The following is a 24044-nucleotide window of genomic DNA, read 5'->3' on the forward strand; positions in this document are numbered from 1 at the left end:
GCCCGGCGCGGCCGGGGCCCCCCCCGGGCCCGCTCCCTCAGCCCAGCACCGGCCACGTCGTACCCACCACGAACGCCGCGACCACGACGACGAGCGACGTCGCGAGCAGCGCGACGTCGCCCGCCCCGAACGCCAGGTGCGCGAGGCGGATGCGTCGGCCGGCGTCGTCACGCCGCTCGGTCGTGAAGCCCTTGGTCTCGAGGGCCTCGACCGTCGTCCGTGTCCGCTTGGCCGTGTTGAGCATGAGCGGGTAGAACGACTCGACGACGATGAGCGAGACCCGCCGTGCGGTGCGCCAGCCGAGCAGGCCGTGCCGGGTCGCGCGTGGTCCGCGCAGACGATGGCCGTCGATGATCGTGTGGAACTCGTCGATCAGCAGCGGCAGCATCCGGTAGCCGTAGCTGACCCCGAACCCCAGCATCGCGGGAGCGTGCAGCGCGAGGAGGGCGTCGGAGAGCTTCTCGGGGTCGAGAGAGACGAACGCGGCCATGCTCACGAGCGAGACCGTGCCGAGCTTGAGCGTGATGACCGCGAGCCCCTGGATCGCGGTCGCGTCGCCCTGGAGGAACCAGACGAGCGCCAGCAGGTAGAGGCACTGCCCCGCGATCCCGAGCGCGAACACCCCGAGCAGGAGGGGCCCGATCCTTGCCGCGAGCGCGGTGCCCGCCGCGATCACGAACAGGATCGCGAGCACCGTGAGGTCGTACGTGAACCACGGTGCCAGCCCGCACAGCGCGTACCAGAAGAGCACCGCGCGCGGGTCGCGCCGGGCGAGGAACCCGCCGCGCGTCGCGTAGGCGACACGCATGAGCTCGAGCTTGATCCACTCGAGCGACAGTCGTTCGCTGTCGGCCCGGCGGAGTCGCGAGGACCGCCCGCGCCCGGCACCGGTCGGAGGGGGAGCGTCGGTGCGTGGTGCCGGGCGCGGGGGGACCTGCGCGGACAGCGTGGTCGTGGCGCCGGTGGTGCTGCTCACGAGAGCCTCCCGTTGGTGCGTAGGGTCGCGTCGGGGGTCGTGGTCCGCAGGGACAGCCGGGCCACGAGCTCGGGCACCGACAGCGGGGCGGGCTCCAGCCCGAGGGCCGCCCCGAGCTGGACGACCTGTGGTGGGACGAGGCGGGCCTGGCGCAGGAGGTCCTGGCGCGAGAAGAGGGTCCGGGGGTCGGTGTCGGCGACGACCTGCCCCTGGTCGAGGACGATCACCCGGTCCGCCCACTCGGCGACCAGGTGCATGTCGTGGGTCGCGATCACGGTGCACCGGATGTGCGCCGCGAGGGCCGCGAGCATGTCGATCACGTCGTCGCGGCTGCGCAGGTCGAGGCTCGACGTGGGTTCGTCGAGCAGCAGCAGGCGGGGCCGCATCGCGAGCCCGACGGCGAGGGTCGCCCGCCGTTGCTGGCCGCCGGACAGCAGCCGCCCGTCACGGTCGGCGAGGGAGGTCAGGTCGACGCGGTCGAGGACCTCGGTCACGAGCGCCGCGGTCCCGGGCACGCGGCGTCCGGCGGGGTGCATCGCGACGTCGGCCCGGACGGAGTCCTTGAGGAACATCTCCTCGGGGCGCTGGCACAGGTAGCAGACCGTGTCGGCGAGCTCAGCGGCCGAGACGGTCCGGGTGTCGGTCCCGTCGACGCTCACGCTCCCTGCGTCCGGGACGTCGAGCCCGGACAGGAGCTTGAGGAGGGTCGACTTCCCGGCACCGTTCGAACCCACGAGCGCCACGCGCTCGCCCTCGTGCAGGTCGAGGTCGAGCCCGTCGATCACGACCGACCGGGGACCGGCGAGCGTGCGGTAGGCGCGGGTGACCCGCTCGACGCGGGCGATGACGGGGCCGCGGTGCGGGGCCGTCGCTCCCGGAGCGCCGGTGCCCTCGCCCGGAGCCTCCGCCGCCTGGTCGTCTGCCACGGGTCTGTCCGCTGCCGTGCCCCGGTCCGGACCCGACCCCGACGGCGTCGCCGGGGCCGGGGCCGGATCGGCGAGCTGCCGGTCCCGCAGCCACTCGATCGCCGCGGGGACGGTCGAGGGCACGGGGCCGTGCGGCTCGAAGGCCCGGGCGACCGCGGTGACCTGCGGGACCGGGATGTTCGCGGCCTCGAGGTCCTCGGTCCGGGCCAGGGCCTCGGCCACGGGCAGGTGCCAGCGGGGGAGCCCGTCGGCCATGAGGACCACCGACCGGGCGTAGCGGGCCACGAACTCGGCGTGGTGCTCGACCACGACGATCGTGATGCCGAGCTCCCGGTTGAGCCGCGACAGGTGCTCGTAGATCTCCTGGGCGCGGTGCGGGTCCACCTCGGCCACGGGCTCGTCGACCACGAGCACCGAGGGGGTCAGCGCGATCGCACCGGCGATGGCCGTGAGGTGCTGCTGGCCCCCCGAGAGCTGCCAGGTGAACCGGTCGGCCAGCGAGGTGATGTCGAGGGTCTCGAGCGCGGTCGTCGTCCGCTCCCGCCAGTCGGCCAGGCCGAAGTTGACGGGGGCGAACGAGACGTCGTCGCGCACCGTGGGGCGCACGAGCTGGTTGCCGAAGTCCTGGAAGACGTATCCGACGCTGTGCGAGAGCTCGGCGACCCCCACCTCGGCCGTGTCCTGGCCCAGGACGTGGACCGAGCCCTCGAGGTCGCCCGACCAGAAGTGCGGGACGAGGCCGTTGAACGTCTTGCACAGCGTCGTCTTGCCGGACCCGTTGCCGCCGACCACGGCGACGAAGTCGCCCGCCTCGATCCGCAGGTCGACCCCGCGCAGTGTGTCCTCCTCGGCGCCCGGGTAGCGGAACGTGAGCCCGCGGACCTCGATCGCCATGGCCGGCGCGGGCATCAGACCTCGCCCCGGTCCGCTGCGTGCTGCTGCGAGGCCGAGGTGAGCGGCGCACCTGCGTCGCGGCGCCGTCGGGCTCGCAGGACCGCGACCAGCACGCACGCCCCGGCGACCGCCAGCGCGGCCACCGTGAGGGCCACCCAGAGGTAGGCCGTGCCGTACTCGTCGACGAAGTCGGGCTGGAACGCGCCGAGCGTCATGAGGCCGCCCTCGCGGCCCACGAACTCCTCCCACTGCGAGACCACGCCGATCGCCACGGCCCCGAGCAGCGCCAGGACACCGATGAGCCAGAACGGCGTGCCGCGCGGCCCGACGAGCCGCGGCGGGTTCTGGGGGTCGCGCGGGCGCAGGCCCATGAGCGGCTCGATCTTCCCGTAGAGGCGCGGCGCGAGCCACATGGCCGGCAGGGCACCGAACAGGACGCCCGTGATGAGCAGCGCCATGACGAGCTCGATCGACTCGGACACCAGCACCGCCTGGAACAACCCGTTCGACTCCTCAAGCGTCTCCGGGTCGATCCCGATCCCGACCTTGGCGAGGTCGATGAGCCCCGAGGAGACTTTGTCGATCGAGACCAGGGCGAGCGCCGCGGCGAAGAGCTGACGACGGTTGCGCGGGTCGCGCACGATGCAGCCCGCGACGTAGATGCCCAGCAGGAGCTGGAGGAAGCCCTCGAGCTCGCCCAGACCGCCGAAGTCGCCGAGCAGCATGTCGGAGAAGACCATCTCGCCGAGCGGTGCGCCGATCGCGACCCACAGCGGGCAGAACAGGGCGGCGAGGACCACCGGGATGAACGCGAAGTACGCGACCTCGAGCTCGAACGGACCGACCTCGATGCTCGGCACGATCCCGGTGACGATGTCGGAGACCCCGAACAACGTCATCGACAGCACGAGGATCATGAGCTTCTGGGAGCTGCTGATGCCGTCCGGGTCGTGCAGGCGGCGGCGCAGGGCGCTCACGGGCGCGGCCGGCTTCCGGGCGGACGACGGGGGCGGGGACTGACGGGCCGGGGCGGTGGAGCTCGCGGAGCCGTTCATGGTGTGCCTTCCTGGGGCGGTAGGTGCTGCGGTGGGTGACGGGTGGTGCGTCAGGGGAAGGGCGTGGGCTGCCGGTCAGCCGTCGTGCCGCCGCGGGGGCGTCGGCGACGGCCGCGACGCGGGGGACCAGAGCGCCAGGAGGTCTCCGACCTCGGCGATCACGTGGTCGGGCCGGAGGGTGCCGTCGGCCGAGTCGAGGGTCGCGTCGCTGCTCGACCCACCGCGCACGAGCACGACGGTCCCGACGCCCGCGCCGCGCGCGGCCAGGACGTCACGGTGGGGCTTGTCCCCGACGAACCACGCGGACCGGGGGTCGGCGCCGAGCGCGGTCAGGGCCGTGCGGGCCGTGACCGGGTCGGGCTTGCGGTAGCCGAGCTCGTCCGAGTAGACGTGCACGCCCACGAGGTGGTCGATCCCGAACGCCTCGAGCTCCTCGCGGACCGCTCGTCCGCAGACCGTGTTGGACACGATCGCGACGGGGACCCCGCCGGCGCGCGCGGCCTCGAGCACGTCGCGCACCCCCGGGCGCAGGGTCGGCAGGCTCTTGGAGCGCGCGTACTCGAGGATCAGCGCGTACGCCTCGGCGCGAAGCCAGTCCTCGATCCCGTCCCCGAGGTGGGCAAGGGCCGGGCCGACCAGCTCGACCCAGAAGGTCGTCGCGTCGATCTCCTCGACGTCCTCGACGAGCCCGGCCGCGGGGTCCGCGGGAGTGCCCGCGGCGGGTGCCCCCTCGTGCCGGTCCTTCCAGGCGCGGTGGCGCACGCGCGCGCCGGCCACGGCCTCGACCGCCTCCTCGGGCGAGAGTGCGTACCCCGCGACGGCGAGCCGCTGCGAGAGGTGACGTCCGAACGCGAGGCGCGCCGCGTCGTCGGGCACCGAGGTCACGACGACGCCGCCGTGGTCCAGCAGGAGGGCCGACGGGCGTCCCGCGAGCGCGTCGGCCGCCGCCTCCGCCGCGGCGCCCGGCGCCGCGTCCGGCGTCCCCGCAGGGCGGGTCGACGCGCGCAGCAGGTCCGCGATCCCCTCGGGGGTGTCGAGCACGGCATCGGCCGTGTCGGTCACGGGGTAGGGCGGGACGTCGCTGTGGTGGCGCGTGAGGATCACGGCCCCGACGCCGGCGCGGCGTCCGGCGACCACGTCGCGGTCGAGCGTGTCGCCCACGTACCAGGTCCGCTCGGGGGTCGTGCCGAGCGCGCGCGCGGCCATCGCGATGATGCCCGGGTGGGGCTTGCGGAGGCCGACCTCGTCCGAGTAGACCTGCACGCCGAACGCCTCGTCGAGGCCGTGCGCGGCCAGCAGCGTGCGGTGCGCGCGGCCCGAGTGCGCGTTGGACACGATCCCGACCGTGACACCGAGCTCGGCTGCGGTCGCGAGCAGCTCGGGGATCCCGGGGCGCACGGTGTGCTCGCTCAGGGTCGCGGTCAGACGGGCCAGCAGCGTGCCCGCGCTGCCTGCGAGGACCTCTCGCGCGGCCAGGGGCAGGGGCGAGGCGAGGAAGTCGTGCCAGATGGTCCGGTGGTCCAGCTCGAGCGGCGCGAGGCGCCGGCTCGACGCGTTCTTCCAGTCCTTGAGAGCCTTGACGCCGCCGCGCAGGACGGGCTCGAGCGTCTCGGGCGACCAGCGGTGGCCCGCGCGGCCGAGCACCTCGCTGAGGTGGGTCGCGAGCTCGCCGTAGCCCTCGGGGCGCTTGGTCGTCTGGAAGATCACGCCGCCGAAGTCGAGGAGCAGCGCGTCGGGGCGCGCGCCCAGGCCGGGCGGCGTGCGGCGGGCTGCGACACGGGGCGCGACGCTCGCGAGCGTGAGGATCGCGCCGTCGTCGGCCGGGTCGGTGGCGCCGGGGAGCGGCGCGGGGCGGGTGAGGTCGGTCGTGGTCACAGTGGGACCGTAGGTACGGGAAGCGACGGCCCGGCGTCCGCCCGGTGTCCGGGAGGCAAACCACGCCCGAACTTCTGGAACGTTCCAGTTCCGAGCCGACGAGAGGGGACAATGGACCGGTGAACCCCCGCCCGACCCTCCTCGACGTCGCCGCTCACGCAGGCGTCTCCAAGTCGCTCGTCTCGCTCGCCCTGCGCGGCGACCGGGGCGTCAGCGAGCGCACCCGCGAACGCATCCGGCGCGCGGCCGACGACCTCGGCTACCGCTCCAACGCCCTCGCACGAAGCCTCAAGCAGGGCCGCACGATGCTCATCGGGGCCGTCCTGTCGAGCCTCGACAACCCGTACCACACCGAGATCGTCACGGGTGTGGAAGAGGCCGCGGGCACCGCAGGCTTCTCGGTGCTGCTCGTCCACGGGTCGCGCGACCGCGGGCACCTCGCGCGCCACCTCGACACGCTGCTGGGCCTCAACGTCGACGGGCTCGTCGTCATCAGCTCCTGGCTCGAGGAGGAGCACCTGCGTGCCGCCGCCCGCCGCGCACCCGTCGTCATGGTCGGGCGCCCGCTCGGCGCGGTCGACGGCGTCGACACCGTGACCAACGACGACGCCCGGGGCGCGGCGCTCGCGGTCGACCACCTCGTAGGCCTCGGGCGCTCGCGGATCGCGCACGTGAGCGCGAGCGCCCGCCCCGCCGGCCTCGCGCGCCGAGCGGGCTACGAGGCGGCCATGCGTCGCCACGGCCTGGCCGAGGCGATCCGGGTCGTCGGCCCCGACGTGCCGGTCGCGGACCTCGTCGCGGACGGCTACCAGGGCGTGTTCGCGCGCAACGACGTCGAGGCGTTCGACGTCGTGGACCACGCGCACGACCAGGGCCTGCGCGTTCCCGAGGACCTCGCGGTCGTCGGCTACGACGACTCGGCCCTCGCCCGGCGGGCCCGGCCCCGCCTCACGAGCGTCCACCAGCCGCGCGGGCGCATGGGGGCGCTCGCCGTCGAGCTGCTGCTCGAACGGCTGGGCGGTCGGGGCGAGGACCGGCACGAGGTGCTCGCCCCGCGCCTCGTGGTGCGCGGGTCGACGGTCGCGCCGCCTCCGGCGTGACGGCGTCCTGACCGGGGAGGCGGCCCCCGAGGGCGTGCTGCGCCCCGCCGGCGGACGGACGGCCGGGGCCCCGACCTCGACATCTACGTGAAACGTGAAGTACCTAGTATCCTGCCGAGCGGTCCAACGGCGGGCCAGGTACAGGCCGGTCCCACCCGGCCCTGCGGAGGCGAACATGTTGAGAGGCGTTCCAGGACGCGTGGACAGGGCCGGCAACGGCACGGCGCTCAAGGTCGGCGGGATCGCGGGCGGGATCGTCGGCTACCTGTTCTTCGTCGAGTTCACGAGCGGCATCCTCCAGGGCTTCTACACGCCGCTGCTGACCGACATCGCCCGGCACCTGAACATCCACGACGCCGACGTCAACTGGTTCGAGGCGGCCCAGCTGCTGCTCTCGGCCATGGTCGTGCCGGTCTTCGCCAAGCTCGGCGACATCCACGGCTACCGCCGGATGCTGCTCGTCACGACGGCTCTGACGGCCGCGGCCTCGTGGGCCGTGGCGTTCTCGCCGACCTTCTGGGTGTTCCTCGTGGCGTGGTCGCTCCAGGGGTTCTACGTGGTGTGGCTGCCGCTCCAGGTCGCGCTCGTCTACGCGCGCTCGCGCGGCCGTGCCGACGGCCCGTCGCTGACCCGCAGGGCGACCGGCGTGATCGTGGCCGCGCTCCAGGCGGGAGCGATCGTCGGGGCGCTGGCCGGCGGGCAGGCGGGCGCGCTGGCCCAGGACCGCCTCTGGCTGGCCCTGAGCATTCCCGCCATGGCCGTGACGGCCGTGTTCTTCGTGGTGTGGTTCCGCATCCCCGAGTCGCCCGAGAAGGGCGAGGGCACGCTCGACCGCGGCGGCGTGGTCCTGCTGAGCCTGACCCTGCTGCTCGTCAGCGCGGGGCTCACGTTCATGCGCACCAACGGCCTCGGCACGTGGTGGGCCTGGGGGCTCGTCGTGGTCGGGGTCGCGTCGCTGTGGCCCCTGGGGCGCTACGAGCTGCGCCAGGCCGACCCGCTCGTCGACCTGCGGGTCCTTCGCCGACCGACCATGTGGCCCATCATGGTCACCGCGGCCCTGTTCGGGGTCAGCATCCTGGGTGCCCAGGGGCCGCTGTCGACGTTCGCGCGCACCGACCCGGAGGTCTACGGCTACGGCCTGGGTGCGTCGTCCATGACGGTCTCGCTGCTCGTGGGCGGGTACGTGGTCTCGTGCCTGCTGGGGGCGCTCGCGTTCTCGCGCATCACCCGGCTGCTCACGCCCCGGCGAACGCTCATCCTCGCGGCCTCGCTCGTCGCGGTCGGCTACCTGCTGTTCCTGCCGTTCCACGAGACCACCGCGAACCTCCTGACGAACATGGTCGTCGCGGGGCTCGGGTCGGGAGCGCTCGTGGCGGCGCTCCCCGCGGCGGCCGCGGCCGCGGCCCCCGTGGGGCGCACGGCCGTCGCGACCGGCCTGACGAACACGACCAAGACCATCGGCGGCACGTTCGCGTCGTGCGTGTTCGCGCTGGCCCTGATCTCGGGCACGCACGCGACGCTCGACGGCTCCGAGGCCACGGCCGGTTCGCTCAGCGGCTACATGATCGTCTGGACGATCTGCGGGGTCACGGCGGTCGTGGCGGCCGTGGTGCTCGCGTTCGTCCCGCGGCTCGCTTTCGCGGACGCCGAGGCGGCGCCCGTCGAGCCCTTCGTCCCCCAGCGAGCACCCGTCGTCGTCAAGGAGGCGCAGCAGTGAGCAGCAGGAGCACAGGACAGGGCCCGACGGCGGCACGCGCCGTCGCGGGCGCCCTCACCGCAGGAGTGGTCGCCCTGGTCGGCGCCGGGGTCGCCCGGGCCGCGCGGTTCACGCCCCAGGGTGCGGACGTGCGCACGGGCCGGTTCGCGGGCAGCGGGACGCGCGCGACCCGACCCCAGGACGAGGCGGTGCGCGACGACCCGGCGAGCTACGCCGTCGGGACGGCCGAGCGGCTCAGTGCGCTGGTGCGCATCCCGACCGTGTCCTCGCGCGTGCCCGGCGAGGAGGACCCCGCGGTCTTCGAGGCGTTCGTCGAACGGCTCGCCGAGCTGTACCCGCGCGTGCACGAGCGGCTCACGCTCGAGCGCGTCGCGGGCCACGGCCTGCTCTTCCGGTGGCGCGGCCGGCAGGGCGCGGCACCGGCGGCGCCCGCGGTGCTCATGGCGCACTACGACGTCGTGCCCGTCGAGGCCGAGGACTGGTCGGGCGACCCGTTCTCCGGCGCGATCCGGGACGGCGCGGTGTGGGGGCGCGGCACGCTCGACGACAAGGGGTCGCTCGTGGTGCTCCTGGAGGCGGTCGAGTCGCTGCTCGCCCAGCGCTTCACGCCCGACCGTGACGTCTACCTGTCGTTCGGGCACAACGAGGAGACCGCGGGGGACGCCGCACGCTCGGCCGTGGCCGTGCTGCGCGAGCGCAAGATCAGCCCGTGGCTCGTGGTCGACGAGGGCGGGGCGGTGGTCGAGGGGGCGTTCCCGGGCGTGACCGCGCCCACGGCCGTCGTGGGCGTCGCGGAGAAGGGCATCCTCGACCTCGAGATCAGCACGCAGTCGCTCGGTGGGCACGCCTCGACGCCCGTGCGCGGAGGGGCCACGGCTCGGCTGGCGCGCGCGATCACGCGCATCGACGACCACCCGTTCCCCCCGCACCTGCCCGAGCCGACGCTCGAGATGATCGACACGCTCGGGCGCCACTCGCCGTTCGGGCTGCGGCTGCTGTTCGCGAGCGCCCGCCAGCTCCGCCCCGCGCTCGCCCGGGTCCTGGGGACGGTGAGCCCCGAGACGAACGCCATGGTCCGCACGACCGTCGCGATCACCCAGCTCCAGGGCAGCCCCGGGGCCAACCTCCTCGCGGCGTCCGCGAAGGCCAACGCGAACGTCCGGATCGCGACGGGCGAGACGGTCGAGACGGTCGTCGAGCGGCTCCGCCGCGTCGTCGACGACCCCACGATCGAGCTGCACGTGGTCTCGGGCGAGGACCCCTCGCCCGTGTCGCCGACCGACGGAGACCAGTTCGCGCTGGTCCGCGAGTCGATCGGCGCGGCGTACCCCGACGCGGTCGTGACGCCCTACGTCATGCTCGGCGCGTCCGACTCGCGCCACTTCTGCGAGATCTCCGAGCACGTCTACCGGTTCAGCCCGTTCGCGATGACGCGCGAGCAGCGCGAGTCGATCCACGGCGTCGACGAGCACGTGACGATCGACGCGCTGGGGCGCGGGGTCGTGTTCTACCGGGCGCTGCTGCGGGGGCTGTGAGGCGTCGCGCGGGGGCGGGCCACGGCCGGCGCCGGGCCCGAGCGGCGCTTCAGCGCCAGTGCTCGAGCAGCCGTGCCGTGGTCTCGGTCGCCCGGTCGAGGACCTGCTCGGCGCCGTCGGAGGCCGCGGACATGAGCGAGGCGTCGACGAAGTGGCCCAGGAGGTCGACGTCGGTCACGTGCTGGTACCCGCTCGCGTCCAGGACGGTCCGCAGCGCGGCCAGGAGGCGCGGGCGGGAGGCCCGCATGATGGGGCGGAGAGCGGGGTCGCGCATCGCGGTCAGCATGGGGTCGAGGCGCACGTCGACGACCGAGTCGTCGACCGACGGCGCGTAGAACGTCTCGATGAGCAGGCGGGCCGTGCGGGTCGTCGAGCGCTCGCGGCGCGCGAGGGCCGCAGCACGCTCGGTCGCTGCCGAGCCCCGCAGCTCCTCGGCGGCCTCGACCGCAGCGGTGACGAGCGACGAGCTCGACGGGAAGTAGTACGAGGCCGAACCTTGCGGCACCCCGGCGGCCTTCGCGACGCGGCGGTGGGTCACGGCGGGGAACCCCTCGGTGATGAGCAGGCGGGCCGCGGCCTCGACCATGGCGCGCTGGCGGAGGTTGCTCCGGTCCTGCACGGGCGTGCGGGCCTCGGTGTGCCGTCGGAGCGGCGGCTGGGAGGCGGCCGGGGTCGTCGGGGAACCCGAGGGGTGGCCTGCGCTGCCGGGGTCGTCGTCGGGCCGGTCGACCGGTCCCCGCTGTGTCGCACTCACCGGCCCATCCTAGGGAGAAAAGGCGCATTCCGGCGCGAGATGTCGCGCGGGCACCGCCCGGACGTGGGCTCGGACGTGCGGGCCCCGTCGAACCGGTGCGCCGCCGGGCTCCGCCGCTGCTGTGACCAGCGAGTTTCGGAGGAGGGCGCCGAGCAAGGATGATGGACGTATGAGTACCTCGTTCCTGCGCCCGACGACGGCGCTCGCCGTCGTCGCGCTCCTCGCCCTGGGGGCGTGCTCGGGAGGCGGCGACGCCGACTCGGCCGAGTCCTCGCCGAAGACCGCTGCGACCGGGTCCTCGACCGCCGAGGACAGCGCGGCCGTCGACGCGGCGACCGACGCCGCCTCGGCAGCCGACGCCGACGCAGAGGCCGCCGCCGCCGCGGGCGGAGAAGCGGACCCGGCGGTCGACACGTCGTTCTGCGCCGAGACGGAGGCGGCCTGGGCCGCGGCCAACACCGCCCAGGTGTCGATGAGCGTCGAGCACCCCCGCACCCTGGTGACCGGCTTCGAGAACGCGCGGGTCGCGCTCACGAGCGTCGAGCCGCCCGCGGAGGTCGCGGCCGACTGGAAGACCGTCACGTCCTACGTCACGACCGCGGCCGAAGCCCTGTCCAAGGCCGACATCGACTCCGCGAAGTCGATCGTCGGCGCGCTCGACGACGCGGGCAAGGACCTCGACACCGACGCCATGACGGCGGCCTCGGGACGCGTGACTGCCTACCTGGACGCGACCTGCACCGGGTGAATCCGATGGGGAGAAGTCCCCAGGGCGCGAATTCTCGCCGTGATCCTCACAGGAATGCTTCAGGATGGTGTGCATGACCAACCGAAAGAACCTGACCAAGACCGTCGGCGGCCTCGCGACTGCCGTCCTGCTGACCTTCTCCCTCGCCGCCTGCAGCGGCGACGCCGACGTCAAGGCGTTCTGCGAGACGGGTGAGGGCTTCGAGGACTCGATGAACGACGTCGACGCGAGCGACCCCGCGGCCGCGGGCGAGGCGTTCGACAAGCTCGTCACCGAGCTCAAGGCCGCCAAGGCCCCCGAGGCCATCGCGGCCGACTGGACCACGCTGACCGAGGGCTTCGAGAACATGGGGGAGACGCTCACGGCACTCTCCGAGCTCGACCCCACGGCCGACGACTACATGGAGAAGGCCACCGAGCTCTCCGACTCGCTCCAGTCGACCGACTTCCAGACGGCCGCGGACAACGTCGAGAAGTGGACGACCGAGAACTGCACGGCCTGACGTCCAGCCGTCCCGGAGGGGCGGGTCCGCAGCACGTGCTGCGGGCCCGCCCCTCTGTCGTCCTCGCGTGCGGTCGCGCGCGGCACCGGGTCACCGGGGGAGGATAGGCGCATGCCCCTCGGTGAACCCGCGATCGACCCACGCCTCCTGCCGCTCCTGCGGACCGACCTCGAAGGAGCCGGCTACACGGTCGACGGCGTCGAGGACTTCCTCGGTCCGCTCGCCGCAGCGGCCCTGCACCGCGAGCAGGCGGTGCCCGCGCTGCGTGTCGCCCGGGCCGCGCTCGACGACGCGACGGGCGCGACGTCGTCGGGCCGGAAGAAGGACCCCCGCGCCGTGCTCGCCGCGCTCTTCCTGCTGGGCCTCGAGGTCCGCCGCGCGGACCTCGACGCCGCCCTGCCCGGGGTCGGGACGGACGGCGCGGCGCGCCTCGGCCTCGTGGCCGCGGCAGGCAACGGGCCCGACGACGGCGTGCGCGCACTGGCCGACCTGCGCCCCTACGCCGCGGCCGACGCGGCGGGTCCGGTCACGTGGTGGCTGGCCTCCGACCTGGGCGAGCTCGCGACCGGGCGACGCCTCGCGGGAGACCACGTGCTGGGGGCGGGCGGGGCCTCGATCACGCTCGCACAGGTGACCATGCGGACTCCCGTGGGGCGGGTGCTCGACCTCGGGACCGGGTGCGGCATCCAGGCGCTGCACGCGTCGCGGCACGCGCAGTCCGTCGTCGCGACCGACATCTCCCGGCGCGCGCTGCGGTTCGCCGAGTTCAACGCGGCCCTCGACGGCGTGCGCCTCGACCTGCGCGAGGGCTCGATGCTCGACCCCGTCGCGGGCGAGCAGTTCGACCTCGTGGTCTCCAACCCGCCGTTCGTCATCACCCCCCGCGGTGCGTCGACCGCCGACGGTGCCATTCCCGAGTACGAGTACCGCGACGGCGGCCGCGCGGGAGACGACCTCGTGCGCGACCTGGTCCTGGGCGTCGGCGACGTGCTCGCGCCGGGCGGTGTCGCGCAGATGCTCGGCAACTGGGAGCACCGGCGGGGCGAGCCGTGGACCGAGCGCGTCGGGGCCTGGCTCGAAGAGGCCGGGCTCGACGGCTGGATCATCCAGCGCGAGGTCCTCGACCCGGCCGAGTACGCCGAGACGTGGATCCGTGACGGTGGCACCACGCCCGAGCGCGAGCCCGGGGCGTGGGCAGCGTCGTACGAGGCGTGGCTCGACGACTTCGCGACGCGCGACGTCGAGGCCGTGGGGTTCGGGATCGTGACGCTCCGCAAGCCGGGTGCGGGCCACGGCGTGAGCCTGCGCCGCCTCGAGGAGCACACGGGGTCGGTGCGCCAGCCGCTCGGCGGTCACCTCGCGGCCTCGCTCGCCGCCCACGACTGGCTCGAGGCCCGCGACGACGCCGCCCTCGCGTCGTCCCGGCTGTCCGTGGCGCCCGACGTGACCGAGGAACGCTACCTGACGCCCGGCGCCGAGGACCCGAACGTCGTGATCGTCCGGCAGGGCGACGGGCTGGGCCGCGGGATCCAGGCGTCGACAGGGCTCGCGGCGCTCGTGGGAGCGAGCGACGGCGAGCTCACCGTGGGGCAGCTGATCGGGGCGATCGCGTCGCTGTTCGAGGTGCCGGCCGGAGAGCTCGCGGGCGAGCTGCTGCCCGCGGTGCGGGGACTCGTGCGGGACGGCTTCCTGGTGCCGTGAGGGGGGCGTCCCGGTGCAGTGGCGGTGTGGGGTGCCGAGCATGCGGTTGGCGTCGTGAATCTGTCGATCTCGAACGGCCACCGCATGCTCGCCTGACGCCAACCGCATGCTCGTCGCGGGGGCCAGGGCCGGGACCCGAGCCCCTGACCCTGACGACGGTCGCGACCGGAATTCCTGCTGCGCCACGGACCCGCCGTCCTTAGGTTGAGCCCATGACCTCTCGCATCCAGCACACGACGATCGACGCCCGCGACGCCTACGCCCAGTCGGTCTGGTGGAGCGGGGTCCTCGGCTACGTCGAGGACCCCGACGACCCCAACCTGCCCGGCCACCAGGAGTGCATGATCTTCCCGCCGGCCGGCGGCGACGCACCCGCGGAGAGCCGTGGGCGCCTGCTGTTCATCGAGGTGCCCGAGGGCAAGGAGCTCAAGAACCGGCTCCACCTCGACCTGCGCCCCGTCGACGGGACCCGTGAGCAGGAGACCGAGAGGCTCCTCGGCCTGGGGGCCACGCAGCTCGCCGACCACCGCCGTCCCGACGGCTCGGGATGGTTCACGCTCGCGGACCCCGAGGGCAACGAGTTCTGCATCCTGCGCAGCGACGCCGAGGTCGCGGCCCAGGGAGGCTGAGCCCCGCGGTCTGTCGGGTGTGCAACCGGGTGCAGCTGGCGCCCCTGGGTGCCGGTGCCCGCCACCGGGTGCGCCGAGCACGAGGTTGCGGTCGTTCTCCCGGGGAATACGACCGTAACCTCGTGCTCGACCCCGGCGCGGTGTCGAGCGTGCGGTCGTCGTCATCCAGGCGGCGGACGGGAGCCGCCTCGCCGGCAGTGGACGTCGCCACCCGGACCGCCGTGGACATCGCCACCTGGACGACAACCACATGTTCGACTCCGTTCCGACGTTCGACCCCGTCCCGAAACATGACGGGCCTATCCTCGCGATCGTGCTGATCGCCATGGCTGGACTGCCCGGAACCGGTAAGAGCCGACTCGCGCGTCTGCTCGCGCGTGACCTGGGCGCGGTGATGCTCAGCGTCGACCCCGTCGAGGACGCGTTCCTGCGCGCCGGCGCGGTGCACGACGACGCCACGGGCCTGGGTGCGTACCTCGCCGTCGAGTCGGTCGCCCAGGAGAACCTGCTGCTGGGCAACGCGGTCATCGTCGACGCGGTCAACGACCACCCCGCGGCCCGGCAGCAGTGGATCGACCTCGCCGCGCGGACCGGCACCCGCCTCTGGTTCGTCGAGGTCTACCTCGCCGACGAGCGGCTGCACCGCGAGCGCCTCGTGACCAGGGGCTCGCGCTACCCCGCGCTGCCCGAGCCCGGCTGGGACTCGCTCGCCGCGCGAGCCCGGGCGCTCGCGGACTGGGCAGACCCACGGCTGAGGCTCGACGCCTCGCTCGACGACGCAGAGCTGCTGGCAGCGGCCAAGGACTGGCTGGACGGCTGACGTCGGGCTCGAGGGCCTCGAGCTCGGGGACCTGGCTCGCGGTTCGGGGCTCGGGTGTGCGCGACGAGTGGCTCGCGGTCCGCTGCCGAGCGTGCGGTTGCCGTCACGATCCGGGCCAGACCGGACGCCCACCGCATGCTCGGCATGGTGACCGATGGACTTCGCCTCGTGCGCACCGCACCCTCGTCCCATGAGACGAAGCCGACCCGGGGCGACGGGCGAGAGGCACTGGAGGGGAGGTTTCTACGAGCTGGCCCTGCTGATGGACGGTAGCGACCAGGGGAGACTCGGCGACGGCATCAAGGCGCTGGCCGCCGCCGCAGGACTCTCGGGGGCGACGATCGACACGGCAGCGGGACCGGTCGTCCCGGACCTGACGACCGCCGAGGGGCTGCGGCTCGCCGCCGAGGCGCTGGCCCAGGGACGACAGCTGCGAGGCAGGGTGCTCCTTCCCGCTGGGCGCGAGTCCGCCTGCGGAGTGCTGCTCCTGCGTGACGCCTTGGACGCGGTCGAGGACCCGGGGTCCGGTCCGGCCGGATGCTCGTTGGTCCTCTTCCTGCCGCTTGCCGGCCTGGCCTCCGCGGGCGTCGAAGTCGGCGGTTTCCCGTTCGGGGACCGGTCCGGGGTCGAGTCTCATGTCTGGCGGCGGCCACTCGACGAGTGGCTGGCCCGGATCGGCCGAGCGGTGCACGTCTCCGTCCCGTTCCGGCGCGCTGTGATCGGGTTCGACGTCGCAGGTGACGACGAGCTGTCGGTCGGGACGGAACTGTCGGTACCTGCTCCGCGCGACCGTGCGTTCCTGGTTCAGGAGCCCGACGGGCTGGTGTTCCTCGCGGCCGATCGTTGACGCGGGCCCCGTAGCCCGCTGCCGAGCATGCGGTTGCCGTCACGATCCGGGCCAGACCGGACGCCCACCGCATGCTCGACGGGTCCCCACCGCATGCTCGACCAGCGTCTCCTCGACCCCACATCGAGCCGCCGTCCCACCCGCGTTGACCAGGTCGGAAATCCGGTCCTGCATCAGAGACCTGGGGCGCTACGCTCCGGCCATGTCCCGTACCGTCTCGCTCGACGAGGCCCGCACGACCGGCGCCGTCGTCACGATCCACCGCCGCACCCTGGGCCCCGACACCGACCGGCTGGACGGCGTGGTGCTGGCGACGGGGGTGTGGACACTCGTCGGGTCGCTGGCGGACTGGGCTCACGCCGACGGCTACGAGGCGATCCGGACCGAGGACGTCACGAAGGTCCGCCGGTTGCGACGCGCGAACCAGCGTCTCGTCGAGCGCGCTGCTGCGGGGCTCGGGACCTGGCCGCTCCCGCACCCGGACCTCGCTGTCGACCTCGCGTCCGTCGAGGGCGTCGTGCGGTCGGTCGCCGGCACGAGCCGCCTGCTCGCGGTGCACGTCGAGGGCGAGTCTCCCGGCGAGTACTTCCCCGGAGCCGTGGGGGACCTGACGGACGAGGGTCTGGGGCTGCGGTTCATCGACACGGCCGGCCGTTGGGAGGCGGCGTCGAGGTGGTTCGGGCTCGACGAGATCACCCGTGTCTCGTGGGGGTCGCGCTACCTCGACATGTTCGACCGGTACGGGGACCGCCCCCCGTTCGAGCCGCGCGAGCTCTCCGACCGGTGACCGGCCCGGGGAGCGCCCGAGCTCGCCGAGGACATCGGCTCACCCGGATCGCCCGGCTCGCCCGCAGCGCGGCCCCGTCGGCACCGTCCGGTCGTCGTGCTCGTGCCGCGCACCCTGCGTCTCCCGCGACCTGCCTCCGGACCCGAGGAGCACCCAGACGGGGCCGAACACGACCCACGCACCGAGCACGATCGCGACGCGCAGCGCCCACCCCCACAGCGGGTCTCCCGGCCACTGGGCGGGAGGCACGAGCCCGGTCCCGGCGACGGTCGACAGGGTCGCGATCACCGCGAGCGCGATCACCGCGGCGACCGCTGCCCTCCCGAGCTCCTTGGTCTCGTGGAGCAGGCCCGCGAGGCCGTCCTTCGGCGGCTCGACGGGCTTCGGCCCGTCGCCGAAGCGGTACGCGGCGTGCGCGTCGGCCCAGCGGACGATCGAGTGCCCGAACGCCACCGTGAACCCCAGGTACACGGCCGCGAGCCCGTGCACGGCCTCGGGCGGTGACCCGCCCGCGACGCTCGCGATCGACACGCTCACGAGCACCAGGTCGATCAGGGGGACGCTGACCAGCAGGATCGTGCTCAGCCGGCGGCGGTGCAGCAGGTACCGAGCGATCAGCCCGGCGGCGAGCACGACCCAGAAGCCGACCTCGCACGCGAGGACCAGCAGGACCAGCGGGTTCTCCAGGAGGGTGCGCATGGTGTCCATGCTGGTCGGGAAGGTGCCCGACGGCGTCGCCCACCTCGCCGATCTTCGCTCGCCTCGCGTACATCGTTCGAGGGAGGGAAGGTCGGCGAGCACAGGGGGTCGGGTGGCCGTGCCGATCCCGGGATCGTGGGCCCCGGCGCCTAGGATGCTCGGTGCGGCAGGTGGGACGGACGGTCCTCGTGAGGAAGGGCGGCAGCTCGCCCAAGGGGCGTCGATCGGCGAGCACCGACCGACCAGCCGACCAGCACGACCGGCCGGCAGGACCACAGCCCGACCAGCACGACCGAGCACGCAGCACGAACCACAGACACACGCGAGAGGGCCTGAGTGCAGCACGACGACATCGACGCCCTGCGGCGCACCCCGGCCTGGCGCCTCCTGCGCTCGGACAACGCACCGCTCGCCCTGAGCTTCCTCGGCACGGTCTTCGTCGAGCAGAACGTCCGATCGATCGGCGAGGCCGAGCTGGTCTCGCTCCTCGACGACGCGCTCTACGCGATCGACGGACCGGACCGGCCCGCCCGCGCGCAGCCCCGACCCGTCGCGGAGGGGGACGAGCACGCCACCGGTGACGAGCCCGCGGTGGTGAGCGACGCCGTCGGGCCGGACGATGCCCACGCACGCGATGCCCACGCACCTGGGGTACCCGCGGACCACCCGACCGAGGCCCGTCGCTACCCCCGCTCGCCCAAGGCCTACCTCGACCACTGGTCCGCGCCCGAGCAGGGCTGGCTGCGCAAGTTCTACCCGACGGGCTCGGACGAGGCGCACTACGACGCGACCCCGGCCGTCGAGAAGGCCGTCGCGTGGGTAACGGCGCTGCGCGAGCGCAGCTTCGTGGGCACCGAGTCGCGCCTGAACACGGTCTTCGAGCTGCTGCGCCAGCTCACGGTCGGCACCGAGTCCGACGCCGACGCGCGCCTGCGCGAGCTCGAGGCGCGGCGGGCGCGGATCGACGAGGAGATCGAGCGTGTTCGCGCGGGCCAGCTCTCGCTGCTCGACGCGGCCGCCCAGCGCGACCGCTACCAGCAGCTCACGGGCACGGCCGCGGACCTGCTCGCGGACTTCCGCGAGGTCGAGGCGAACTTCCGGAACCTCGACCGCGACATGCGCGAGCGCATCACGGGCTGGGACGGGGCCAAGGGGGACCTGCTGGACGCGGTCGTCGGGAGCCGTTCGGCGATCGCGGACTCGGACCAGGGGCGCAGCTTCCACGCGTTCTACGACTTCCTCCTGGACCGCCAGCGTCAGGAGGAGTTCGCCGAGCTCGTCGAGAAGGTCCAGGCCCTGCCCGCGCTCGAGGAGCAGGTCGGGCCCGACGACGAGGCGGCCCCCGGGATCACGGGCCGTGCGGCCGGGCGACGCCTGCGCCGCATCCACTACGACTGGCTCGACGCGGGCGAGCGCACGCAGTCGACCGTGCGCGTCCTGTCCGAGCAGCTGCGCCGGTTCCTGGACGACCAGGTGTGGCTCGAGAACCGTCGCGTGATCGACATCCTGCGCAGCATCGAGGGCCATGCGCTCGCGCTGCGCGACGCTCCCGACCGCCTGCGCCTGGGCGCTGCGGACACCGGTCCGCTCGCGACGACCATGGACTCGACCTCGGTCGACGTGCACCTGCCGACCGAGCGCCCCCTCTACCGGCCCCAGCACCAGGAACCGCTCGCGAGCGAGGGGGTGACCGCGGGGGTCGCGGACTTCGACGCGTCGGCACTGTTCACGCAGGTCCACGTGGACCCCGAGCGCCTGAGCCGCACCGTCCGCGACGCTCTGCGCCGCCGCGGTCAGGTCTCGCTCGCGGAGCTCGTCGGGGAGAACCCGCTCGAGCAGGGCCTCGCGGAGCTCGTGACGTACCTGTCGCTCGACGACCCGCGCTTCGACGTCGTGCACGACCCCGCGCACACCGACGAGGTGCGGTGGGTCGTCGACGACCACGTGCCGGACCTGCCGGTGGCGGGCGCCGTCGAGGTCGCCGCGGTCGACGAGCGGCCCACCGGACCGCGCGTCCGGGTCGCGCGCGTGCCGCGCGTGACGTTCGCCCGCACGGGAGCCAGGGACCTCGCGGGGGCCGTGGCCCGGTCGCTCGCGCAGGCCCCGCCCGCTCCGCCCGGACCGTCCGCCCAGCAGTCTCCCCAGCCGTCTCCTCAGGAGGGAACCCCGTGAGCCAGCAGCCCGTCCGGACCGAACGCCCGGGGCAGACCGGCGGCCCGAGCCCCGAGCTGTCCCTCGTCGTGACCTCGCTCGTCAAGGGCGTCGTCTACCGCGAGGCCGGGACGCGCACGTGGCGCGACCTGCTCGCGCTCGAGGCGCAGGCGCGGGACTTCGTCGCGACGCTCGGCCTCGAGGTCGTGATCGACGAGTCCGAGGGGTACGCGTACCTGCGCGCGCAGCCCGAGGACGAGGGCGACGGCACGTTCATCCCGCGCCTCGTCGCGCGGCGCGAGCTGTCGTTCGACGTCAGCCTGCTGCTCGCGCTGCTGCGCAAGCGGCTCGCGCAGTTCGACTCCGAGGGCGGCGACACGCGCCTGGTCCTGACGCGCGACGAGATCGTGGACCTGGTCCGCGTGTTCCTGCCCGGGTCCAGCAACGAGGCCCGCGCACGCGACCGCGTCGAGGCCAACGTGCGCCGCGTGGTCGAGCTGGGCTTCCTGCGCCCCGTGCCGGACACCCCGGACACGTACGAGGTGCGCCGCATCCTCAAGGCGTTCGTCGACGGGCAGTGGCTCGCGGACTTCGACGCGCGCCTCGCGGAGTACGCGGCCGAGCTCGCGTCGCGCGACGGGGGAGCGCTCCTGCCCGATGGCGGAGCGCCCGCGGGCGTGCCGGCTGCGGCGGGTGCTGGCACGGGGGCCGCGCCGACCATGCGGTTGACGTCCGACGAGCATGCGGTCGGCGTCGAGAACGGGCCTGAATCGGACGACAACCGCATGCTCGGCACCGAGCGCCCGACCCACGAGGAGGCCTGATGGCCGAGGCACTGTTCAGCGCGGTCGAGCTGCACGACGCGGCAGCGGACCTGGACCAGCGGTCGGGCTACCGCCTCGACCGGCTCGAGGTCCTCAACTGGGGGACGTTCGACAAGTACGCGTGGAGCTTCGAGCTCGAGGGGCGTAACGCGCTCCTGACGGGGGACATCGGCTCGGGCAAGTCGACCATCGTCGACGCCATCACGACGCTCCTGCTCCCCGCGAACCGCATCAGCTACAACAAGGCGGCCGGCGCCGACACGCGCGAGCGCACGCTGCGCTCGTACGTGGCCGGGCACTACAAGTCCGAGCGCAACGAGGTCACGGGCGCCTCGCGGCACGTGGGCCTGCGGCGCGGCCACACCTACTCGGTCATCCTGGGCGAGTTCGCCAACCGCGGGTTCGACTCGCGCGCGGTGCTGGCGCAGGTGTTCTGGCTCAAGGACGGAGCGCAGGGGCAGCCCGAGCGCTTCTACGTCACGAGCACCTCGCCCATGACGATCGCCGACGACTTCGCGGGGTTCGACGGCGACATCAACGTCCTGCGCCGCCGCCTGCGCGAGTCGGGCGCCCAGATCCGCGACCACTTCCCGGAGTACGGGCGCGACTTCCGGCGCCTGCTCGGCATCGAGTCGGAGCAGGCCATGGAGCTGTTCCACCAGACGGTGTCCATGAAGTCGGTGGGTGACCTCAACGAGTTCGTGCGCGAGCACATGCTCGAGCCGTTCGACGCGGCCCGCTGGACCGAGAAGCTCGTCGCGCACTTCGACGACCTCACGAGCGCGCACGACGCCGTGGTCAAGGCCCGCGCGCAGATCGACCAGCTCGCGCCGCTGCTGGCCGACGCCGACGCGTACGACGCGGTGGGGGAACGGGCCCGCGGGCTGGTCGCCCAGCGCGAGGCGTTGCGCGGGTTCACCGCGGGGCGGCGCGTCGAGGCGCTCGACGCGCGCATCGCCGAGCTCGAGGCGTCGATCACGGCGCGCGCCGACGGCCTGGACCGCCTCAAGGAGGAGCTCGCGCTGCTCGACGCCGAGCGCCAGCGCCTCGAGGTCGAGCGGGCCGGGCACGGCGGCGACCGCCTCGCCCAGATCGAGGGCGAGGTCGCGCGCCGCGAGGTCGAGCGCGCAGAACGCCGGGCCAAGGCCGACGAGTACGCGCGCTACCTCGCCGCAGCAGGCCTGGAGCCCGTCGCGTCGCGCGACGAGTTCGCGGCGCTGCGCGAGCGCACGGCCGCCCTGCAGTCGGACGCGCAGGACGCCCTGGGCGAGATCGAGGGGCGCGCCGGGGAGGTCGCGGCCGAGCTGCGCGCGGTCGAGGCCGAGGCCCGCGAGATCAACGCCGAGCTCCGGTCGCTCGCCGACCGCGAGTCCAACCTGCCCCGCACGAGCCTGGACCTGCGCACCCGCCTGTGCTCCGACGTCGGGCTCACCGACGCCGACCTGCCCTTCGCGGGCGAGCTCATCGGCGTGCGCGCCGAGCACGCCGAGTGGGAGGGCGCGGCCGAGCGCGTGCTGCGCGGGTTCGCGCTCTCGCTGCTCGTGCCGGCCCAGCACTACGACGCCGTCGCGACGTGGATCAACTCGCAGGACCTGGGCACGCGGCTCGTCTACCACCGGGTCCCCGCGCCCGCCGCGGGCCGCTCGGGGAAGGCGCGCGGCGGCGTCGGGACCCCTCCGGCGAGCCGCGAGGACGGACCGCTGCTCGCGGACCTCCTCGAGGTCAAGGACGGCGACCTCGCCGCGTGGCTGAGCGACGAGCTCGAGCGCCGCGCGGACTACGTGTGCGCCGCGACGCTCGCCGACTTCCAGCGCGTGCCCCGCGCCGTGACGCGCGAGGGACAGGTCAAGCACTCGGCCAGCCACCACGAGAAGGACGACCGGCGCTCGGTCCGCGACCGCAGCGGCTACGTCCTCGGCTGGAGCAACCAGGCCAAGATCGACGCGCTGCTCGAGCAGGCGACCGACGTCGCCGGCCGTCGCACGGCGCTCGAGGAGAGGCGTGACGAGGTCGGTCGCGAGAAGAGCGCCGCGATCTCGCGCTCGGGCGCGCTCAACCGGCTCGACGTGTTCCGCGAGTGGCGCGAGCTCGACTGGGAGGAGCCCGTCCGGGCCGTCGCCGAGCTCCACGAGGAGAAGCGGCGCATCGAGGGCGCGTCGACCGAGCTGAGCCGCATCGCCGACCAGCTCCGCGACCTGTCCCGGAGGGCCGCAGGCCTCGCGAGCGACCGCGACGCGCTGCTCTCGGCCGCCGGGGCGGACCAGCACGCGCTGCAGACGGCACGCGACCAGCGTGGACGCTCGGCCCGCGTGCTGGCCGAGCAGGGGCCGGCCGACGCGGCGCTGGCCGAGGAGCTCGCCGGGCTCTTCGACGCCGAGACCGCGGCCCAGGCTGCCGCCCAGGCGGGCTCGCACCCCGGCTCGCGCGGCGACGTGGACCCCGACGCGGTCGAGAGCGCCCTGCGGACCCGGCTCACGAGCCAGGTCGAGGAGGCCCAGACCCGGCAGGGGCAGCTCGGTACGCGCATCGCCGCCCAGATGACGGCGTTCCGGGCCGCGTACCCGGTCGAGACCACGGAGCTCGACAACGACGTGCGCTCCGCCCCCGAGTACCGGGCGCTGCACGAGCGGCTCACGCGAGACGACCTGCCGCGCTTCGAGGGCGACTTCAAGACGTACCTCAACACCAACACGATCCGCGACATCGCGGGCTTCCACGCCGAGCTGTCCAAGCAGGCCGACCTCATCCGCGAGCGCGTCGAGATCATCAACGACTCCCTGCGCGCGATCGACTACAACCCCGGTCGGTACATCCGCCTCGAGATGGCGCCCACGCCCAACACCGAGGTGCGCGAGTTCCGGGCGGACCTGCGGGCGTGCACCGACGGCGTCCTGGGGCTCGACCTCGACGGGAGGCGCGACGAGGACACCGGTGAGGAGACCGTCGCGTACTACTCGGAGGAGCGGTTCCTGCGGGTCAAGGCGATCGTCGAGCGGTTCCGGGGGCGCGAGGGCCAGACCGAGGCCGACGAGGCGTGGAAGCGTCGCGTGACCGACGTGCGGAGCTGGTTCGTGCTCTCGGCCTCCGAGCGGTCGCGCGAGGACGACGTCGAGCACGAGCACTACTCGGACTCGGGCGGGAAGTCCGGTGGCCAGAAGGAGAAGCTCGCCTACACGATCCTCGCCGCCTCGCTCGCCTACCAGTTCAAGCTCGACTGGGGCGCGGTGCGGTCCAAGGCGTTCCGGTTCGTCGTGATCGACGAGGCGTTCGGCCGCGGGTCGGACGAGTCGACGCGGTTCGCGCTCGAGCTGTTCAAGAGCCTGGGTCTTCAGTTGCTCATCGTGACGCCGCTGCAGAAGATCCACGTGATCGAGCCCTACATCTCGGCCGTGGGGTACGTCGACAACCCGACGGGCCGCAACTCGCGGCTGCGGACGCTGACGATCGAGGAGTACCAGGCCGAGAAGGAGGCGCACGCGGCGCTCTGATCCGTCGTCCGGGGTG

General features: G+C 73.8%; 19 protein-coding genes. 13 read left to right on the forward strand and 6 right to left on the reverse strand.

The window, feature by feature from the left end; genetic code table 11:
• Nucleotides 1–37: 37 nt before the first annotated feature.
• The 4 genes from H9641_RS02540 to H9641_RS02555 form a co-directional block, all read right to left on the reverse strand.
• On the reverse strand, nucleotides 38–976 hold the full coding sequence (locus H9641_RS02540; RefSeq protein ID WP_318244340.1) for an energy-coupling factor transporter transmembrane component T family protein: 939 nt from the start codon (nucleotides 974–976) through the stop codon (nucleotides 38–40).
• On the reverse strand, nucleotides 973–2811 hold the full coding sequence (locus H9641_RS02545; RefSeq protein WP_191800751.1) for an ABC transporter ATP-binding protein: 1839 nt from the start codon (nucleotides 2809–2811) through the stop codon (nucleotides 973–975). The genes H9641_RS02540 and H9641_RS02545 overlap by 4 nt, the downstream gene beginning before the upstream one ends.
• Complete coding sequence (locus H9641_RS02550) at nucleotides 2811–3851, reverse strand: cell division protein FtsQ (protein ID WP_225219870.1); 1041 nt, start codon at nucleotides 3849–3851, stop codon at nucleotides 2811–2813. Before H9641_RS02550 ends, H9641_RS02545 begins: the two co-directional genes overlap by 1 nt.
• A 75-nt stretch (nucleotides 3852–3926) precedes the next feature.
• Nucleotides 3927–5726 (reverse strand): HAD family hydrolase, encoded by a 1800-nt coding sequence (locus tag H9641_RS02555; protein ID WP_318244341.1) that lies wholly within the window; start codon nucleotides 5724–5726, stop codon nucleotides 3927–3929.
• Between the two features lie 119 nt (nucleotides 5727–5845).
• On the opposite strand from H9641_RS02555, the gene H9641_RS02560 reads away from it, so the two are divergent.
• From H9641_RS02560 to H9641_RS02570, 3 genes are all read left to right on the forward strand, one after another.
• Entirely contained in the window at nucleotides 5846–6826 is a 981-nt protein-coding gene (locus H9641_RS02560; RefSeq protein WP_191800753.1) for a LacI family DNA-binding transcriptional regulator, read from the forward strand.
• 199 nt (nucleotides 6827–7025) lie between these two features.
• Entirely contained in the window at nucleotides 7026–8543 is a 1518-nt protein-coding gene (locus tag H9641_RS02565) for an MFS transporter (protein ID WP_318244342.1), read from the forward strand.
• A complete protein-coding gene (locus H9641_RS02570; RefSeq protein ID WP_318244343.1) occupies nucleotides 8540–10078 on the forward strand; it encodes a M20/M25/M40 family metallo-hydrolase in 1539 nt (512 codons plus the stop codon). The genes H9641_RS02565 and H9641_RS02570 overlap by 4 nt, the downstream gene beginning before the upstream one ends.
• A gap of 49 nt (nucleotides 10079–10127) precedes the next feature.
• Here H9641_RS02570 and H9641_RS02575 read toward each other — a convergent pair whose 3' ends face one another.
• Nucleotides 10128–10832 (reverse strand): TetR/AcrR family transcriptional regulator, encoded by a 705-nt coding sequence (locus tag H9641_RS02575; RefSeq protein WP_191800758.1) that lies wholly within the window; start codon nucleotides 10830–10832, stop codon nucleotides 10128–10130.
• Nucleotides 10833–11001: 169 nt separating this feature from the next.
• Between H9641_RS02575 and H9641_RS02580 the strand changes: the two genes are divergently transcribed.
• From H9641_RS02580 to H9641_RS02610, 7 genes are all read left to right on the forward strand, one after another.
• On the forward strand, nucleotides 11002–11580 hold the full coding sequence (locus tag H9641_RS02580; protein ID WP_191800759.1) for a hypothetical protein: 579 nt from the start codon (nucleotides 11002–11004) through the stop codon (nucleotides 11578–11580).
• Between the two features lie 73 nt (nucleotides 11581–11653).
• Complete coding sequence (locus tag H9641_RS02585) at nucleotides 11654–12082, forward strand: hypothetical protein (RefSeq protein ID WP_191800761.1); 429 nt, start codon at nucleotides 11654–11656, stop codon at nucleotides 12080–12082.
• Nucleotides 12083–12193: 111 nt separating this feature from the next.
• The gene (locus H9641_RS02590) at nucleotides 12194–13783 is read left to right on the forward strand and encodes a DUF7059 domain-containing protein (RefSeq protein ID WP_191800763.1); all 1590 of its coding nucleotides are present in this window, start codon (nucleotides 12194–12196) and stop codon (nucleotides 13781–13783) included.
• A 212-nt stretch (nucleotides 13784–13995) separates the two neighbouring features.
• A complete protein-coding gene (locus H9641_RS02595) occupies nucleotides 13996–14412 on the forward strand; it encodes a VOC family protein (RefSeq protein WP_191800765.1) in 417 nt (138 codons plus the stop codon).
• A gap of 313 nt (nucleotides 14413–14725) precedes the next feature.
• On the forward strand, nucleotides 14726–15232 hold the full coding sequence (locus H9641_RS02600; RefSeq protein ID WP_318244344.1) for an AAA family ATPase: 507 nt from the start codon (nucleotides 14726–14728) through the stop codon (nucleotides 15230–15232).
• Nucleotides 15233–15422: 190 nt separating this feature from the next.
• Nucleotides 15423–16079, forward strand: a complete 657-nt coding sequence (locus tag H9641_RS02605) for a hypothetical protein (protein WP_191800767.1) — start codon at nucleotides 15423–15425, stop codon at nucleotides 16077–16079.
• Nucleotides 16080–16281: 202 nt separating this feature from the next.
• Nucleotides 16282–16866, forward strand: a complete 585-nt coding sequence (locus H9641_RS02610; protein ID WP_191800768.1) for a hypothetical protein — start codon at nucleotides 16282–16284, stop codon at nucleotides 16864–16866.
• Between the two features lie 39 nt (nucleotides 16867–16905).
• Here H9641_RS02610 and H9641_RS02615 read toward each other — a convergent pair whose 3' ends face one another.
• Complete coding sequence (locus H9641_RS02615) at nucleotides 16906–17565, reverse strand: hypothetical protein (RefSeq protein ID WP_191800770.1); 660 nt, start codon at nucleotides 17563–17565, stop codon at nucleotides 16906–16908.
• Nucleotides 17566–17901: 336 nt separating this feature from the next.
• Between H9641_RS02615 and H9641_RS02620 the strand changes: the two genes are divergently transcribed.
• From H9641_RS02620 to H9641_RS02630, 3 genes are read left to right on the forward strand one after another with little or no spacing between them, the layout of a single operon-like run.
• A complete protein-coding gene (locus H9641_RS02620) occupies nucleotides 17902–19737 on the forward strand; it encodes a DUF3375 domain-containing protein (RefSeq protein ID WP_191800771.1) in 1836 nt (611 codons plus the stop codon).
• Nucleotides 19734–20540, forward strand: coding sequence for a DUF4194 domain-containing protein (locus H9641_RS02625; protein ID WP_191800773.1), 807 nt, complete (start codon nucleotides 19734–19736; stop codon nucleotides 20538–20540). The genes H9641_RS02620 and H9641_RS02625 overlap by 4 nt, the downstream gene beginning before the upstream one ends.
• Nucleotides 20540–24028 (forward strand): ATP-binding protein, encoded by a 3489-nt coding sequence (locus H9641_RS02630; protein WP_191800776.1) that lies wholly within the window; start codon nucleotides 20540–20542, stop codon nucleotides 24026–24028. The genes H9641_RS02625 and H9641_RS02630 overlap by 1 nt, the downstream gene beginning before the upstream one ends.
• Nucleotides 24029–24044: the final 16 nt, after the last annotated feature.

The organism is Oerskovia merdavium (genome assembly GCF_014836755.1).
GTDB classification, from domain to species: domain Bacteria; phylum Actinomycetota; class Actinomycetes; order Actinomycetales; family Cellulomonadaceae; genus Oerskovia; species Oerskovia merdavium.